At 65.9% G+C, this 14,048-nt stretch carries 10 protein-coding genes and 1 tRNA gene; 3 read left to right on the forward strand and 8 right to left on the reverse strand.

The genetic code is table 11. The annotated features are described in order from the left end of the window. Positions 1 to 106 precede the first annotated feature (106 nt). Genes AT984_RS14340 through AT984_RS14355 form a run of 4 tightly spaced genes read right to left on the reverse strand, consistent with a single transcriptional unit; the run spans position 107 to position 4,908 of the window. Positions 107 to 1,711, reverse strand: coding sequence for a sigma-54-dependent transcriptional regulator (locus AT984_RS14340; protein ID WP_058720675.1), 1,605 nt, complete (start codon positions 1,709 to 1,711; stop codon positions 107 to 109). Between the two features lie 53 nt (positions 1,712 to 1,764). Further along, on the reverse strand, positions 1,765 to 3,723 hold the full coding sequence (locus tag AT984_RS14345; protein ID WP_082680037.1) for a sensor histidine kinase: 1,959 nt from the start codon (positions 3,721 to 3,723) through the stop codon (positions 1,765 to 1,767). Between the two features lie 2 nt (positions 3,724 to 3,725). Then, entirely contained in the window at positions 3,726 to 3,995 is a 270-nt protein-coding gene (locus tag AT984_RS14350; RefSeq protein ID WP_058720676.1) for a PP0621 family protein, read from the reverse strand. Between the two features lie 40 nt (positions 3,996 to 4,035). After that, on the reverse strand, positions 4,036 to 4,908 hold the full coding sequence (locus AT984_RS14355; protein WP_058720677.1) for a cytochrome C assembly family protein: 873 nt from the start codon (positions 4,906 to 4,908) through the stop codon (positions 4,036 to 4,038). Positions 4,909 to 4,959: 51 nt separating this feature from the next. Between AT984_RS14355 and ffh the strand changes: the two genes are divergently transcribed. Further along, entirely contained in the window at positions 4,960 to 6,345 is a 1,386-nt protein-coding gene (ffh, locus tag AT984_RS14360) for a signal recognition particle protein (protein ID WP_058720678.1), read from the forward strand. A 111-nt stretch (positions 6,346 to 6,456) separates the two neighbouring features. On the opposite strand, the gene ftsY is transcribed toward ffh, so the two are convergent. After that, the gene (gene ftsY / locus AT984_RS14365) at positions 6,457 to 7,740 is read right to left on the reverse strand and encodes a signal recognition particle-docking protein FtsY (RefSeq protein WP_058720679.1); all 1,284 of its coding nucleotides are present in this window, start codon (positions 7,738 to 7,740) and stop codon (positions 6,457 to 6,459) included. Positions 7,741 to 7,883: 143 nt separating this feature from the next. Between ftsY and AT984_RS14370 the strand changes: the two genes are divergently transcribed. Further along, positions 7,884 to 8,804, forward strand: a complete 921-nt coding sequence (locus tag AT984_RS14370; RefSeq protein WP_058720680.1) for a delta(1)-pyrroline-2-carboxylate reductase family protein — start codon at positions 7,884 to 7,886, stop codon at positions 8,802 to 8,804. Positions 8,805 to 8,865: 61 nt separating this feature from the next. Then, positions 8,866 to 8,942: transfer RNA gene (locus tag AT984_RS14375), tRNA-Met, on the forward strand. 220 nt (positions 8,943 to 9,162) lie between these two features. Here the strand turns inward: AT984_RS14375 and AT984_RS14380 are convergent. Genes AT984_RS14380 through AT984_RS14390 form a run of 3 tightly spaced genes read right to left on the reverse strand, consistent with a single transcriptional unit; the run spans position 9,163 to position 13,834 of the window. Beyond that, positions 9,163 to 10,977 carry an AMP-dependent synthetase/ligase gene (locus tag AT984_RS14380; protein WP_082680038.1) on the reverse strand — a complete coding sequence of 605 codons (1,815 nt, stop codon included), beginning with the start codon at positions 10,975 to 10,977 and terminating at the stop codon, positions 9,163 to 9,165. Positions 10,978 to 11,030: 53 nt separating this feature from the next. Next, on the reverse strand, positions 11,031 to 11,912 hold the full coding sequence (locus tag AT984_RS14385) for a 3-keto-5-aminohexanoate cleavage protein (protein ID WP_058720681.1): 882 nt from the start codon (positions 11,910 to 11,912) through the stop codon (positions 11,031 to 11,033). A gap of 8 nt (positions 11,913 to 11,920) precedes the next feature. Then, the gene (locus tag AT984_RS14390; RefSeq protein WP_058720682.1) at positions 11,921 to 13,834 is read right to left on the reverse strand and encodes an acetyl/propionyl/methylcrotonyl-CoA carboxylase subunit alpha; all 1,914 of its coding nucleotides are present in this window, start codon (positions 13,832 to 13,834) and stop codon (positions 11,921 to 11,923) included. Positions 13,835 to 14,048: the final 214 nt, after the last annotated feature.

The raw sequence follows: 14,048 nt of genomic DNA on the forward strand, positions 1-14,048 counted from the left end.
GCGCATTCGGCGGCACGACTGGCACGCTGCCGGCACCGCGCAAAGGGTAAGTCCCAGGCCAAATTCACCCTCAATCCCGCGAGCCGGGTGAGGGCTTGGCCCGAACTCAGCCGCCCTCGCCTTCGGTGATGCCCAGCCGCGCCATGCGGTAGCGGATTTGCCGCAAAGACAGGCCCAGGCTGGCGCCCGCGGCGGTGCGATTGAAACGATGGCGCTCCAGCGCGCGCAGCAAGATTTCGCGCTCCACCTCGTCCAGATAAACCGCCAGATCCGCCGGGATGTCCCCGGGCGCCAAGCTGGGCAGGCCGGCTGCTTTTTCGCGCAAGGCTGAGGCCGGCGGCAGCGCATCACCCGCATCCAGCGGCTCCACCTCATCCAGCATGGACTCGGGCAGGCCCAGATCGGGCGCGTCAATCCACTCACCACCCGACATCGCCAGCGCACGGTGCAACAGGTTTTCCAGCTCACGCACATTGCCGGGGAAGGCATAGCGGGTCAGCTGGGCCAGCGCCGCCGGGGTCAGGCGCGGCGTGGGTGACACGCCAGCATCGGCCGCGATGCGGCTCAGCACCTTGTCGGCAATCAGCGGGATGTCTTCGATGCGCTCACGCAGTGGCGGTACGCGCAGTTGGATGACGTTGAGTCGGTAGAACAAATCCTGGCGGAAGCGCCCCGCCGTCACCTCGCTGCCCAGGTCTTTGTGGGTGGCACTGAGGATGCGCACATTCACCGGCGTTTCCACCACCGCCCCTACCGGTCGCACCGAGCGCTCCTGAATGCAGCGCAGCAGTTTGCTCTGCATGGCCAGCGGCAGATCGCCGATTTCATCCAAGAACAAAGTGCCGCCATCGGCCGTCTGGAAAAAGCCCTCGCGGTCTTCGTTGGCGCCGGTGAAAGCGCCCTTGCGGTAGCCGAAGAACTCAGCTTCCAGCAGTTGCTCAGGGATGGCGCCGCAATTGACGGCCACAAAGCGCTGACGCGCGCGCGGGCCGCTGTCGTGAATGGCGCGCGCCACCAATTCCTTGCCGGTGCCGGACTCGCCCTGCACCAGCACCGGCGCCATGCTGCGGGCCACTTTGTCGATCAAGGCTCGCACCTCTTGCATGGCGGCGGACTGACCGGCCAAGCGCGACAAGGCCGCCGCGGCGGCTGTCTGCGCGGGCATGGCTTGCGGCCTGGCTGGCGCAGCGAATGAGGCCTGCGTAGGCGCAAGCGCGGCAGGCTTGTTGGGTGCGGCGGCCTTGGCGGCAATTGCGGCGGTGGCCGCCTCGCTGGCATTCAAAGCCTGCTGGCTGGGCAGTTGCGAGGTTTGCACGGTCGCGGCCGTGGCCGGCATACGGCCCAGGGCCGAGGCCACCACCAGGCGGAACTGGCGCAGGTCCACCGGCTTGGTCAGGTAGTCATAAGCCCCGGCCTTGAGCGCCTCAACCGCGTTTTCGGCCGAGCCAAAGGCGGTGATCACCAGAGCCTTTTCTTGCCGGCCTTGAGCCTCCAGCCATTGCAAGATGTCCAGCCCGCTGCCATCGGGCAGGCGCATATCGGTGATGACGGCGCTGAAGCTGCGCGCCTGCAAATGCCGCAAGGCATCGCTGACGGTGCCGGCCGTCTCCATTTCATAGCCTTCGCGCAGCAGGGTCAGCTCGTAGAGCGTGCGCAGATCGGGCTCATCGTCCACCACCAGCAGGCTAAAGATCGGGTTCGCTGTGCTCATGCGCGTTCTTCTTCACTCGTTCATTCGTTGGTTGCTTCGTTGACCACATCAAGTCAGGGCCGCGCTGGCGGCATCAGGCGTAGGCGCAAACTGAACTCATTGCCCGCTTGCGCGCCGCCCGGGCGCCAGTGGTAATCAATGCTGGCACCGTAGCGCTCGCACAGCTCCCGGCAAATGTACAAGCCAAGACCCGAGCCACGGCTACGGCTACGGGTGGAAAAGAATGGCTCAAACAAATGCCGCTCCACCTCCGGCGGAATCGCCACGCCGCAGTTGAAGACGCGCAAGCGGGCCCAGCGCGGGCTGTCCCGCGGCAACTCTCTTTGGCCGTCCCAGACCTCATCAAGCTCGGGCTCCAGCGCCAGCTCGACCTGCACACAGGCCGGCCCGGGCTCGGCATGGCGCCAGGCGTTGTCCAGCAGATTGACCAGCACGCGGCGCAGATGCTCGGGGTCGAAGGCGATGACCAAGGGCTGCAAGGGCACGGTGCAACTCAAGGGGTCAGAGGGCCCCGGCGGCAATTGATTGGTGCGCGCCCAGTCCAGGCAGGTCTCACTCACCAGCAGCGCCGCGTCCACCGGCACGGCCACCGACTTGGCGCCGGGCGCCACCTCCAACACATCATCAACAATGCGTTTTAGCCGCTGCACATTGGCCGCCACCATGCGGGTCAGCTGCTGGGCGCGCGGCTCCTGCGCTTCTTGCGCATCTTCTGCCAGCAAGGCATTGGCCTGATCGATGGCTGCGAGCGGGTTACGAATCTCATGCGCAATGCCGGCCGACACCCGGCCCATCGCCGCCAGCTTGTCCTGCTGCAAGCGGGCCTGCAGCAAGCGCGTGTCTTCCACAAACAGCACGCACAGGTCTTCGCTGGTGTCGGACTCGCGCCGGCGGGTGAAGCGCATTCGCAAGCGCAGGCCGCGCTGTGCCAAGCCCTGCTCGTCGAAACGCAAATCCACATCGCGCCCAGCCTCGGGCCAAGCCCCTTCGGCAAAGGCCTGTTCCACCGCCTGCACCAAGGGCACCCAGGCCGGCACACCGCGCAACTGAAAAGGGGCTGGCCGAACCATCGTGCCATCCGCCAGCAAGGCCCGCGCAGCCGGATTGGCGGCGCGCACCCGGCCGCGCCTGTCCACCACCATCACGCCTTCTTGCATCTCGTCAATCACCAAACGATTGAGCTGCGCCTGCTGGCGCGCGAACTCCATGCTGCCGCGCGCGCTGCGCTCTTCCTTGGCCAGGCGGCTGGCCAATTCACTGGCCATCAAGCTGAAGACGAAGAAGCCGCCACCCAGCAGACCAGCCTGGGTCAGGCGCAGGCCCACATCGCCGCCCTCCAGCACCGACCAGGCCGCCACACCCAACATCCACAAAGTGGCCGCCGCGGCAGTGGCCAGGGCCAAAACCCGGGGCGTGAGCACGCCGGCCATCAGCACCGGCATCACCAGCAAGGCGCCGTAATTGACATTGGCGGCGCGCTCAAACGCATGCAGGCCGCCGAAGACCAGCAAGTCCAGGCCGATGCTGCCCCACCACTGCGGGCTGCTGACACGCGCCATGGTTTGCGCCGAAGCCCCGCGCATCAGCTGCGGCCACAGCCACAAACTCATCGCTTGCACGGCATAGAGCACGCACAAAGCCAGCGTCAAGGGCACAACCGCGCTGCCCAGCAAAACAGCCATCAGCTGCACGGCCACCAGCACCACACCCAGGGCCGCCCGGGCGCCCAGAAAGGTGCGGTAAAGCCGCGCAAACGCACTGCCGCCGGTATTGACCAAGCGCCGCGCCTGCTGAAAAAAGAAGCGCGACTCGGGGCCGGCCACACCAGCGCCCGAGGCCACTGCAGCGGCATCCTCGCCAGGCCCATGAAGCTCATGGGGGGCAGCTTGCCCAGCCTCTTCCCTCCCGATACCGCTATCACCTTCGTCGAACTGCGAGACGCCGCCGCCCTCCTCCTGGCCCGCTTGCGCACTTGGCGCCAAGCCGAACCAATTCGCCCTGGACCCGGCCATGCTCAGGCGCCCGACGGGGGCTGCTGCGCCTCGAAGGCAGCGCGATGCGCGGCCGAGCAGAACACGCCACCCTTGCCCGGCAGAGCTTCGTCGCGCGGCAAATGCAAGCCGCAATGGGCGCAACTGAGCATGGTCTGCGGCGCAACATCAGACTCGGCGGGCGCGCCGGGCGCACTGGGCTTAGGCGTCTTGGTCTGCGCGGGGCGTGCATGCTTCATGCCCAGCAAGAAGACCACCAGGCCCAGCAGCAAAAGAATCAGGAAGAATTTCATCTCACAGGCCTACTCTCAAAGGTTTGGTGCGTCACACCAGTCAGTAGGCGACTGGCTTTTGCACCAGCACTTCCAGCACAAAGCGCGAGCCCACATAGGACAGCAGCAAGAGCATGGCGCCAAAGTAAAGCCAACGCGTGGCGCGCCGCCCGCGCCAACCAAACACGCGCCGCCCGGTCAACAAGCCCGTTAGCACCAGCCAACCCAGCACGGCCAACAAATTCTTGTGATCCCAACGCCAATGCGGCGTGAACCACCAGCCCAACAAAATGGCTGCCGACAAGGCCGCCACGCCCGCAGTCACGAACTGGAATGTCAGCCGTTCCAGCCGCAACAAAGGCATCACCGGCTGCGCTGCAGGCTCGCTGCTTCCGCCCAGGCCGGGCTTGTTGAGGGTGCGCATCATGCGCTCAGCCCGGTTCAGCAACGCGGCATGCAAGACCGCCACGCCAAACAAGCCGTAGGAGGCCAGACCCAGCAACCAATGCAGCGGTGCCCAGGGTGAACCTGCATGCGGCCGGCTTTCACCCGGGAACACCCAGGCGACCAACACCGCTGCCGCAGCGATCAAGGCCAAGATGCGCCGCACGCTCGGCAAAGGCAGGAAGCGGCTTTCCAACATATACACCGCCAGCACCAACCACACCGTTGCCGACAGGGCCGGCCCAAAGCCGAACCGGGTGCCAGGCACGGCCTGACCCAAGCCCGAAAAATCCAGCAGCAAGGCCAGCAGATGCAAGCCCCAGGCCAGCAGCAAAAGGCCGGGCAAGCGCTGCGCCAGGCCCGTGGGCACCTGCGGCAAGACCGACTTGGCACTATGGCCCGCCACCACGCCATAAGCCACAACCGCCAACAAACTGGCGCCCGCCAGCAGCAGATTGGCGGCCCCCGAAGATGCGATGGATAAAATCATGGTCACAGTGTACTTTTGCGCGCCTCTCTCTACAGGAGGGCGCCACCCCCAATGGCTTCCAATTTGACCGACCGCCTCAGTCGCCTCGTGAAAACGATGCGCGGCCAAGCCCGCATCACCGAGAGCAATGTCCAGGAGATGCTGCGCGAAGTGCGCATGGCCCTGCTGGAGGCCGACGTGGCCCTGCCCGTGGTGCGCGACTTCATTAATCGCGTCAAAGAAAAAGCCCTGGGTGCCGAAGTGGTGGGTTCGCTCAACCCCGGCCAGGTGCTGGTGTCCATCGTGCAAAAGGAACTCGCCGCCACCATGGGCGAGGGCGTGGCCGATCTCAACCTTGCCGCCCAGCCGCCCGCCGTCATCCTGATGGCCGGCCTGCAAGGCGCGGGTAAGACCACCACCACGGCCAAGCTGGCCAAGCACCTGATTGAAAAGCGCAAGAAAAAAGTGCTGACGGTCTCGGCCGACGTCTACCGCCCCGCCGCCATCGAACAGCTCAAAACGGTGACAGCCCAGGCCGGTGCCGAATGGTTCCCCTCGGCGCCGGATCAAAAGCCGCGCGAAATTGCGCTGGCCGCCATCGACTACGCCAAAAAGCATTACTTCGATGTGCTGCTGGTGGACACGGCCGGCCGCCTGGCGATTGACGAAGCGCTGATGGCCGAGATCCGCGATCTGCACGCCATCCTGAACCCGATCGAAACCCTGTTCGTGGTCGACGCCATGCAGGGTCAGGACGCGATCAACACGGCCAAAGCCTTCAAGGAAGCGCTGCCGCTGACCGGCATCGTGCTGACCAAACTGGACGGCGACTCACGCGGCGGCGCGGCGCTGTCGGTACGCCAGATCACCGGCGCGCCGATCAAGTTCGCCGGCGTGTCCGAGAAGATCGACGGCCTGGAAGTCTTCGACGCCGAACGCCACGCCGGCCGCGTGCTGGGCATGGGCGACATCGTGGCACTGGTCGAGGAAGTGACCAAGGGTGTCGACGTCGCTGCAGCACAAAAGCTGGCCGAGAAGCTCAAGAGCGGCAGCGGCTTTGATCTGAACGACTTCCTCGCGCAGATCTCGCAGATGAAGAAGATGGGCGGCCTGGCCGGCCTGATGGACAAGCTGCCCACGCAGATGACCGCCAAAGCCGGCCCGCAAGACATGGACCGCGCCGAGCGCGATATGAAGCGCATGGAAGGCATCTTGAACGCGATGACCGCCAAGGAACGCCGCCAACCCAATCTGCTGCTGGACGGCAAGAGCAAGGCCAGCCGCAAGCGCCGCATCGCCACCGGCGCCGGCGTGCAGATCCAGGACGTGAACCGCCTGCTGACTCAGTTCGATCAGATGCAGGGCATGATGAAGAAGATGAGCGGCGGCGGCATGATGAAGATGATGAAGAAGATGGGCGGTATGAAGGGGCTGAAGGGCATGATGCCCGGGATGTAAGGCCCCCGGCCTGCGGGTACGCAGTCCACCCCCCCCGTGGGGGTAAAAGCAAAAAGGGCCTAGGCCCCTTTTTGCTTTTTTCGTGGCGCTGGGCGCCAGCCCTTCCTCGCCTTACTCCAGCAGCGCTTGCGCGAACTCGCGCGCATTGAAGGTCTGCAAGTCTTCCAACTTCTCACCCACGCCGATGAAGTAGACCGGGATGGCCCGCTCGCGCGCAATGGCCGCCAGCACGCCGCCCTTGGCCGTGCCGTCGAGCTTGGTAACGATCAGGCCGGTGAGGCCCAGCGCATCGTCGAATGACTTGACCTGGCTGAGTGCGTTCTGCCCGGTATTGCCATCCACCACCAGCAAGACCTCGTGCGGCGCGTCGGCCTGTGCTTTGGTGATGACGCGCTTGATCTTCTTCAGCTCTTCCATCAGATGCAGCTGAGTCGGCAGGCGACCGGCCGTATCGGCAATCACCACATCGCAGCCGCGTGCACGGCCGGCATTGACGGCATCAAAAGTCACCGAAGCCGGGTCACCGCCCTCTTGGCTGATGATCTGCACCTGGGTGCGGTCGGCCCAAACCGATAACTGCTCGCGCGCCGCCGCGCGGAAGGTATCGGCCGCCGCCAGCAAGACCTTCTGATCGGCTTCGGCCAGATGCCTGGTGAGCTTGCCGATGCTGGTCGTCTTGCCGGCGCCGTTGACGCCCACCACCATCATCACCGTGGGCGTATGCAAGCCCACCGCCAAGGATTTTTCCAAGGGCTTGAGCAGTTCGGCCAGCGCCTCCACCAACAAACCACGCACGGCTTGCGGATCCGTCGCCTTCGACTCTTTGACCCGGCGCTTCAAGTCGGCCAACAAGAACTCGGTGGCCTTGACGCCCGCATCGGCCATCAGCAAGGCCGCCTCCAGCTCTTCGTACAGCTCGTCATCAATCTGCGTGCCGGTGAAGACCTGAGCGATGCTGGAGCCGGTCTTGCGCAGGCCTTGGCGCAGCTTATCGATCCAACTGCGGCGCGGTTCGGCAGGCGCAGGCGCAGGCGCAGGCGCAGGTGCGGGAGCGGGAGCTGGCACTGGCACTGGCACTGGCACTGGCACTGGCACTGGCACTGGCACTGATTGTGGTGCTGGTGCCGCGACTGACTGAACAAGCACAGGCGATTCGATGGGCGCCGGAGGCTGCACGACCGGCGGCAAAGCCTCAGGCTCAACTTCAGGCGTGGCATCCACCACGACTGGCTCAGGACTCACTTCAGGCAATGCCGGGACCGCAGGCGCGAGCACAGGCACCGGCACAGCGGCCGGCTCAGGCAGGTTCACGGCGACCGGCGACACTTCGGCCACAGGAGCTGGAGCAGGCGCCGGCGCTTCGCCGAACAATTTTTTCTTGAGGAAACTAAACATCTGAGAACCTGAAATCTCCGGGTTCGGCTCCTCGCAAGGAACATCCTCGCTGATTGAGCACCCGGCGCGAGGCCTGGGCTTGCACCCCGACCCGAAGGCCCGAATCATAATCGGCCGACTTGCCCACTCCCGGCCCACACCCCATGCACATCCACGACGAGCAAGCCACCACCGCCCTGCTGCCCTTTGATCGTCTGATTCCTGCCGTGGCCCAGGCCATGCTGGACCTGCGCGCCGGCCACATCCACGCCAGCCAGCGCACCGTGCTGCCCCTGCCCGAAGGCGGCAGCTACCTTGCCATGCCCTGCACCGATGCGCAGTTCGCCATCACCAAGCTGGTGGCCGTAACTCCGGCCAACCGACTTGTGGGCCAGCCCACCATCCAAGGCCGGGTCATCGTCAGCCAGGCCAGCACGGGCACGCCGCTGATGGTCTTGGACGGCTCGGTCGTAACGGCCCGCCGCACCGCCGCAGTCACCTTGCTGGGCATCGAAACACTGCTCGGCACTGCCCCGAGCAGCGTGGCCCTGGTCGGCACCGGTGGCCAGGCCCGCATGCACGCACTGGCCATGGCCGAACGCTGGCCCGGCGTGGAGTTGCGCAGCGTTGGCCGCACCGCGTCGCAAAGCAAGCTGTTCGCCGCCAGCCTGGCCGACGAGGCACACATCAACATCAAAGCCCTGTCCTTGGAACAAGCCCTGCTCGGCGCCACCGTGGCGGTCGCCGCCACCACCTCGCTGACGGCTGTATTGCCACAAGACGTTGATGCCAACACCTTAATCGTCGGCTTGGGCAGCTTCACCCCCGAGATGGCCGAACTGCCCGCCGCCCAGGTACGCACACGCCAAGTTTGGGTCGACGACCTGGACGGCGCCCGCCATGAGGCCGGCGACTTGCTGCAAGCCGGCCTCGACTGGTCACGCGTTCACCCACTCAGCGACGCCCTGCTTACCCCCGAGGTGCGCCGCGCCCCCATGCTGCTGAAAACCGTCGGCCACGCCGCCTGGGACCTGGCCGCCGTGCGGGTCGCCATGGGCGCCGACACCGGCAATTCAAGTATTTGAAAGTTTTTTTAGAAAAACTCTTGCGGAGCCAAAAATAACGGTGCTATAGTAGAGGGCTTGAGGCGCTTTAGCTCAGCCGGTTAGAGCGACGGAATCATAATCCGCAGGTCCGGGGTTCGAATCCCTGAAGCGCCACCAAAAAATGGAAGCCTTGTAAGTCGACGACTTACAAGGCTTTTTCATTTTCAGGACTGCAAATGGAACGCCCGTGGCGAGATCAAAGCCTCTGCTACTCCATTGACCGCAGCCTGCCCGCTCCTACTTCTGCATCCACGCCGGCCCAACTCCAGTCCGCGCGCAAGTCCACCTGAGCAGCGCCGACACCGCCACCAGCGATATTCACCTCCCGCTCCACCGTTCAGTCGCGGTAAAGCGCCTCCACCACATCGCGATGCGCCTCGATCACCGCGGTGCGGCGCAGCTTCAGCGTGGGCGTCAGCTGCCCGGCATCGATGCTGAAATTGCCCGCGATGATGTCGAACTTGCGCACTTGGCTGACTCGCGCGTGCCGCGCATTGACCTCGTCCACCTGCGCCTGCACGGCGGCCAATAGCTTGGGATGCTGCAGCAAGCCCGTCTGCGGCAAACCTTCCCTTTCGGCAAAGGCTTGCAACTCCGCAGCCTTGAGCGTCAGCAATGCCGCCAAGAAATGCCGGCCTTCACCCACCACCACTGCATGCTCAATCAGAGGCTGGCTCATCAGGTCGCTCTCCACATTGGCAGGCGAGATGTTCTTGCCCCCGGAGGTGATGATCAGGTCCTTCTTGCGGCCGGTGATGTAGAGATAGCCCTGCTCATCCAAGCGCCCCAGATCACCACTGTGCAGCCAGCCGCCTTGCAGCGCTTCGGCGGTGGCCCGCGCATCGCCGGCATAACCCACAAAGACGCCAGGGCCCTGCATCAGCACCTCGCCATCCTCGGCGATGCGCAGCGCCAGCCCCGGAATGGCACGGCCCACCGAGCCGATGCGCGTGGCACCCTCGACATTGAGGGTCGCCGGGCCGCACACCTCGCTCTGCCCGTAAACCTCGCGCACCACCAGATCCAAGCCGAGGAAGAAGTTCAGGTTCTCCGGCGAGATCGGTGCAGCGCCCGAGATCAGCAGCACCGCCTCGTCCAGGCCCAGCGCCTTCTTGACCTTGTTCAACACCAGCCGGCGCGCCAGGCCCATCTGTAGGCGCTGCAGCAGGCCGGGCGCTTGCCCGCCGAGCCGGCACTCATGCCAGCGCCGCGACACGCCCATGGACCAGCGCGCCAGCGCCCCCTTGACGCCGGTGGCCGCGCCGATCTTCTCGGCCAGGCCGGTATGCATCTTTTCCCACAGCCGCGGCACGCCGAAGTAGATGGTCGGGTGCACCTCCTTCATATGGTCCAGCAACTGATCGATGGCGCGCGCGAAATAGATCGCATAGCCGCCCCGCGCGGGGGCATGGATGGCGCCCACTTTCTCCGCCACATGGGCGAAGGGCAAGAAGGAGATCAGGCGTGAGCGCTCATGCGTGCGGTAGATCTGGTTGAGCGCCTGCGCGGTCCAAGCCAGATTGCCGTGGCTGAGCATCACCGCCTTGGGATGGCCAGTGGTGCCCGAGGTATAGATCAAGGCCCCCAGATCGCTGGGCTGCAAAGCCGCCAGCCGGCGCTCCACCTCGGCCTGCAGATCCGCCGCATCGGCGCCGCTGCCCAGGGCCAGGAAAGCATCCCAGGCCAGGGTCTGCGGCAGCTGCACACCCCCCATGCTAACCACGTCCTTGAGATGGGGCAGCACCTTGCGCCGGCCCTCGATCTTGGCCAGCTGCGCCGCATCCTCCAGCAGCAAGAGCGGCGCCTTGGCATGGTTCAGGATGTAGTCGACCTCGGTCGGCGCGCTGGTCCAGTAGATGCCTGCGGTGGTGGCGCCGACCATCATGGCGGCATGATCCATGATCAGCCATTCGGGCCGATTGAAGCCCAGGATGCAGACGCTCTGATGCGGCTGCACGCCCAGCGCCACCAGGGCGCGCGCAGCACGCTGGACCACGGCCAGCAGCTCGGCCCAGCTGTGGGGCTCCCAGTGGCGCTCACCTCGCACATAGTAGGCGGGGCGATCCGGGATGCGCGCGGCCGTGGCCAGCAGACAAAACGGGGTCAGCTGCCGCTCGGCAGCAGCGCCACCGGGGGCATGGGTGTCGGTCATCGCCGTCTCCTTCGGATTGCTGGCCTACGCACTGCGGGTGGTGGTGCTCGTGCTCAGCGGCTCAAGCCGAGCAGCGACCGGGCTTCAGCAGGGCTGGCAATGGCACGCCCGGCGCGCTCGGCGCACTGCGCCAGGGCCTGGATCAGCACACCGTTGCCGCTGGCGCGGGTGCCGTCGGGCAGGTAGAAGGTGTCTTCCAGCCCGGTGCGCAACATGCCGCCGAGCTCAGCAGTGCGCTGGTGCACCGGCCAGATCTCGGCGCGGCCGATCAAGGTGCTCTGCCACACCGCGCCCTCCACCACATAGCGCGGCAAGAGCGCAAGCAGATCGGCATCACAAGGCATGCCCGAGGCCACACCCATCACGAAGTTGTACTCGGGCCGGCCCATGGTCTCGGCTTTGAACATGCCGTTCTTCACGAACATGCCCACCGCGCGCACGATGCCCACATCGAAACACTCAAACTCGGGATGCACGCCACATTCCGCCATCACATCCAAAAAGGCCTGCACCTTGGCCACCGGGTTGTCGAACACCATGGGCGGCCAAGCCCAGCTGCCATCGTCTTTGAGCTTGAGGTAGTTGAGGCTGCCGGCATTGCAGGCGGCAATCTCGGGGCGCACGCGGCGTATGCAAGCGGCGGGGCCGGAAATGTCCGGGCCGATCACGCCGGTGGTGAGGTTGATGATGACGCCGGGGCAAGCGGCCCGAATGGCACTGATCACGCCGTCAGCCACGTCTGGATCCCAGCTGGGCAGATGGCTCAAGCCCTCATCCTGCATGCGCAAGTGCACATGCATCACCGAGGCACCGGCGTTGAAGGCATCGCGCGCCTCTTGCGCCATCTGCGCCGGCGTCACCGGCACCGGGTGCTGCGTGGGATTGGTGAGCACGCCCGTCAGTGCGCAGCTCAAAATGGCTTTGTTCTTGTCCATGTGATTCCTTAATCCTCAAGTTCGACCAGCAGGGCGCCGGCCGCCACAGATTCGCGCAGCCCCACATGCAGCGCCTTCACCCGCCCGGCCCGGCCGGCGGTGAGCCACATTTCCATCTTCATGGCCTCCACGCTGAGCAAGGCCTGACCCTCCGCCACCGCATCGCCCACCGCCACCAAAACCTGCGCCACCAGGCCCGCCACGGGGGCACGCGCATGGGCGGGGTTGTTGAGGTCGCGGGCCTCGGGGAAGGCCGAGGGCTCGTGGAAGCTGAACACGGCCGCAGCGCTGGCAAGTTCCAGGCCGCACTTGCTTTCATCACGCACCGCAATGACGCTGCGCTGCACACCGTCCAAGGCCACGCGCCAGCGGCCCTCGGCGTCTTGGCCCAGCAGGCTGATCTGGTGCGCCTGCTCGGGGCCCTGCAGACGCAACTGGCCGCCGCTGGCCGTGACACGCCAGTGGCGGCGCTGCTCTCCCTGCTGCAGGGCAAAGTCAAAGCTGGCCACGCCAGCGGACCGCGCGGTGGCAGTTCCATCACCCAGCAGCAGGGCTGCGGCGATCAGCCAGTCGGTCGGCGCGGGCTGGGGCGCCGGCAAGGCCCATTCGTCCAGAGAGGCGGTGTGCAAACGGGCCGCGTGGAATTCCTGATGGTCCAGCAGATCGGCCAAGAAGCGGCCATTGTTGACTATGCCCAAAAGGGGCGCATCGGCAAGGGCGGCGCGCAGGCGCCGGATGGCATCCTCGCGGTCACGCCCATGCGCGATGAATTTGGCCACCATGGCGTCGTAGTGCGGTCCCACCTCGCCGCCCTCGGCCACGCCGGCATCGATGCGCACACCGGGGCGCCGCGCCAGCTCGGGGCGCCACCAGGTGATCTGGCCGGTCTGCGGCCGGAAGCCCTCGTAGGGATTCTCCACATAGAGCCGCACCTCGATGGCATGGCCCTGGAACTGCACATCCTGCTGCGCCAGCGGCAAGGGCTCGCCCGCGGCGATGCGCAGCTGCCATTCCACCAGGTCCAGCCCAGTGACGCATTCGGTCACCGGATGCTCGACCTGCAAGCGCGTGTTCATCTCCAAGAAGTAATGCTTCAACTCCGCATCGACGATGAACTCCACCGTGCCCGCCCCCACATAGCCCACCGCCTGTGCGGCCGCCACCGCATCGGCGCCCATGGCGGCACGCATGGCCGCACTCACCACCGGCGAGGGCGATTCTTCGATTACCTTTTGGCGTCGGCGCTGCGCCGTGCAGTCGCGCTCACCCAGGTGGATGCAATGCCCATGCGCATCGGCAAACACCTGAATCTCGATGTGCCGGCCTTGGGTGATGAGGCGCTCCAGCATCAGGGTGCCGTCGCCGAAGGCGCTCTCGGCCTCGCGGCGCGCCCCGGCCAGCGCGCCGGCCAGCTCGGCAGGCTGATGCACCACCCGCATGCCCCGCCCGCCCCCGCCCGCCACGGCCTTGACCAGCAGCGGGTAGCCCAGCTTCGCGGCCTCGGCGGTGAGCGTGGCTTCATCCTGCTGCGCGCCCAGATAGCCCGGCACGCAGGGCACAGCGGCCGCCAACATGCGCTGCTTGGCGGCCGACTTGCTGCCCATGGCCGCAATGCTGGCCGCCGGCGGGCCGATGAACACCAGGCCCACGTCCACACAGGCCTGGGCAAAGTCAGGCCGCTCGGAGAGGAAGCCGTAGCCGGGGTGGAGGGCATCGGCGCCGGTGCGGCGCGCGGCATCCAGGATGGCGGCGATGTCCAGATAGGAATGGATCGCCAGCGCCTCGTCGGCCTGCGCCACATGGGGCGAATGCGCGTCGGGCTCGGTGTAGACGGCCACGGTGCGATAGCCCAGATTGCGGGCCGTGCGCATCACGCGGCAGGCGATTTCGCCGCGGTTGGCGACAAGAATTTTGCTAAACATGGCTGCTCCGCGGCTCAATCGCCGCTCGCTGCGCGAGCCAGGCGATTTGGTGTTTGCTTACATGCTGCGCATATGAGCGCCCCCCCGCGCCTGCGGCGCGACCGCCGCGGTTGGCGACAAGAATTTTGCTAAACATGGCTGCTCCGCGGCTCAATCGCCGCTCGCTGCGCGAGCCAGGCGATTTGGTGTTTGCTCACATGCTGCGCATATGAGC

The sequence above is a fragment of the Paucibacter sp. KCTC 42545 genome (assembly GCF_001477625.1).
Taxonomy (GTDB): Bacteria; Pseudomonadota; Gammaproteobacteria; order Burkholderiales; family Burkholderiaceae_C; genus Paucibacter_A.

Coding starts and splice junctions, on each gene's coding strand:
- ftsY (WP_058720679.1), bottom strand. CDS start 7,740: ATGTTTAGTTTCCTCAAGAAAAAATTGTTCGGCGAAGCGCCGGCGCCT.
- AT984_RS14350 (WP_058720676.1), bottom strand. CDS start 3,995: ATGAAATTCTTCCTGATTCTTTTGCTGCTGGGCCTGGTGGTCTTCTTG.
- AT984_RS14345 (WP_082680037.1), bottom strand. CDS start 3,723: ATGGCCGGGTCCAGGGCGAATTGGTTCGGCTTGGCGCCAAGTGCGCAA.
- AT984_RS14390 (WP_058720682.1), bottom strand. CDS start 13,834: ATGTTTAGCAAAATTCTTGTCGCCAACCGCGGCGAAATCGCCTGCCGC.
- AT984_RS14380 (WP_082680038.1), bottom strand. CDS start 10,977: ATGACCGACACCCATGCCCCCGGTGGCGCTGCTGCCGAGCGGCAGCTG.
- AT984_RS14340 (WP_058720675.1), bottom strand. CDS start 1,711: ATGAGCACAGCGAACCCGATCTTTAGCCTGCTGGTGGTGGACGATGAG.
- ffh (WP_058720678.1), top strand. CDS start 4,960: ATGGCTTCCAATTTGACCGACCGCCTCAGTCGCCTCGTGAAAACGATG.
- AT984_RS14385 (WP_058720681.1), bottom strand. CDS start 11,912: ATGGACAAGAACAAAGCCATTTTGAGCTGCGCACTGACGGGCGTGCTC.
- AT984_RS14355 (WP_058720677.1), bottom strand. CDS start 4,908: ATGATTTTATCCATCGCATCTTCGGGGGCCGCCAATCTGCTGCTGGCG.
- AT984_RS14370 (WP_058720680.1), top strand. CDS start 7,884: ATGCACATCCACGACGAGCAAGCCACCACCGCCCTGCTGCCCTTTGAT.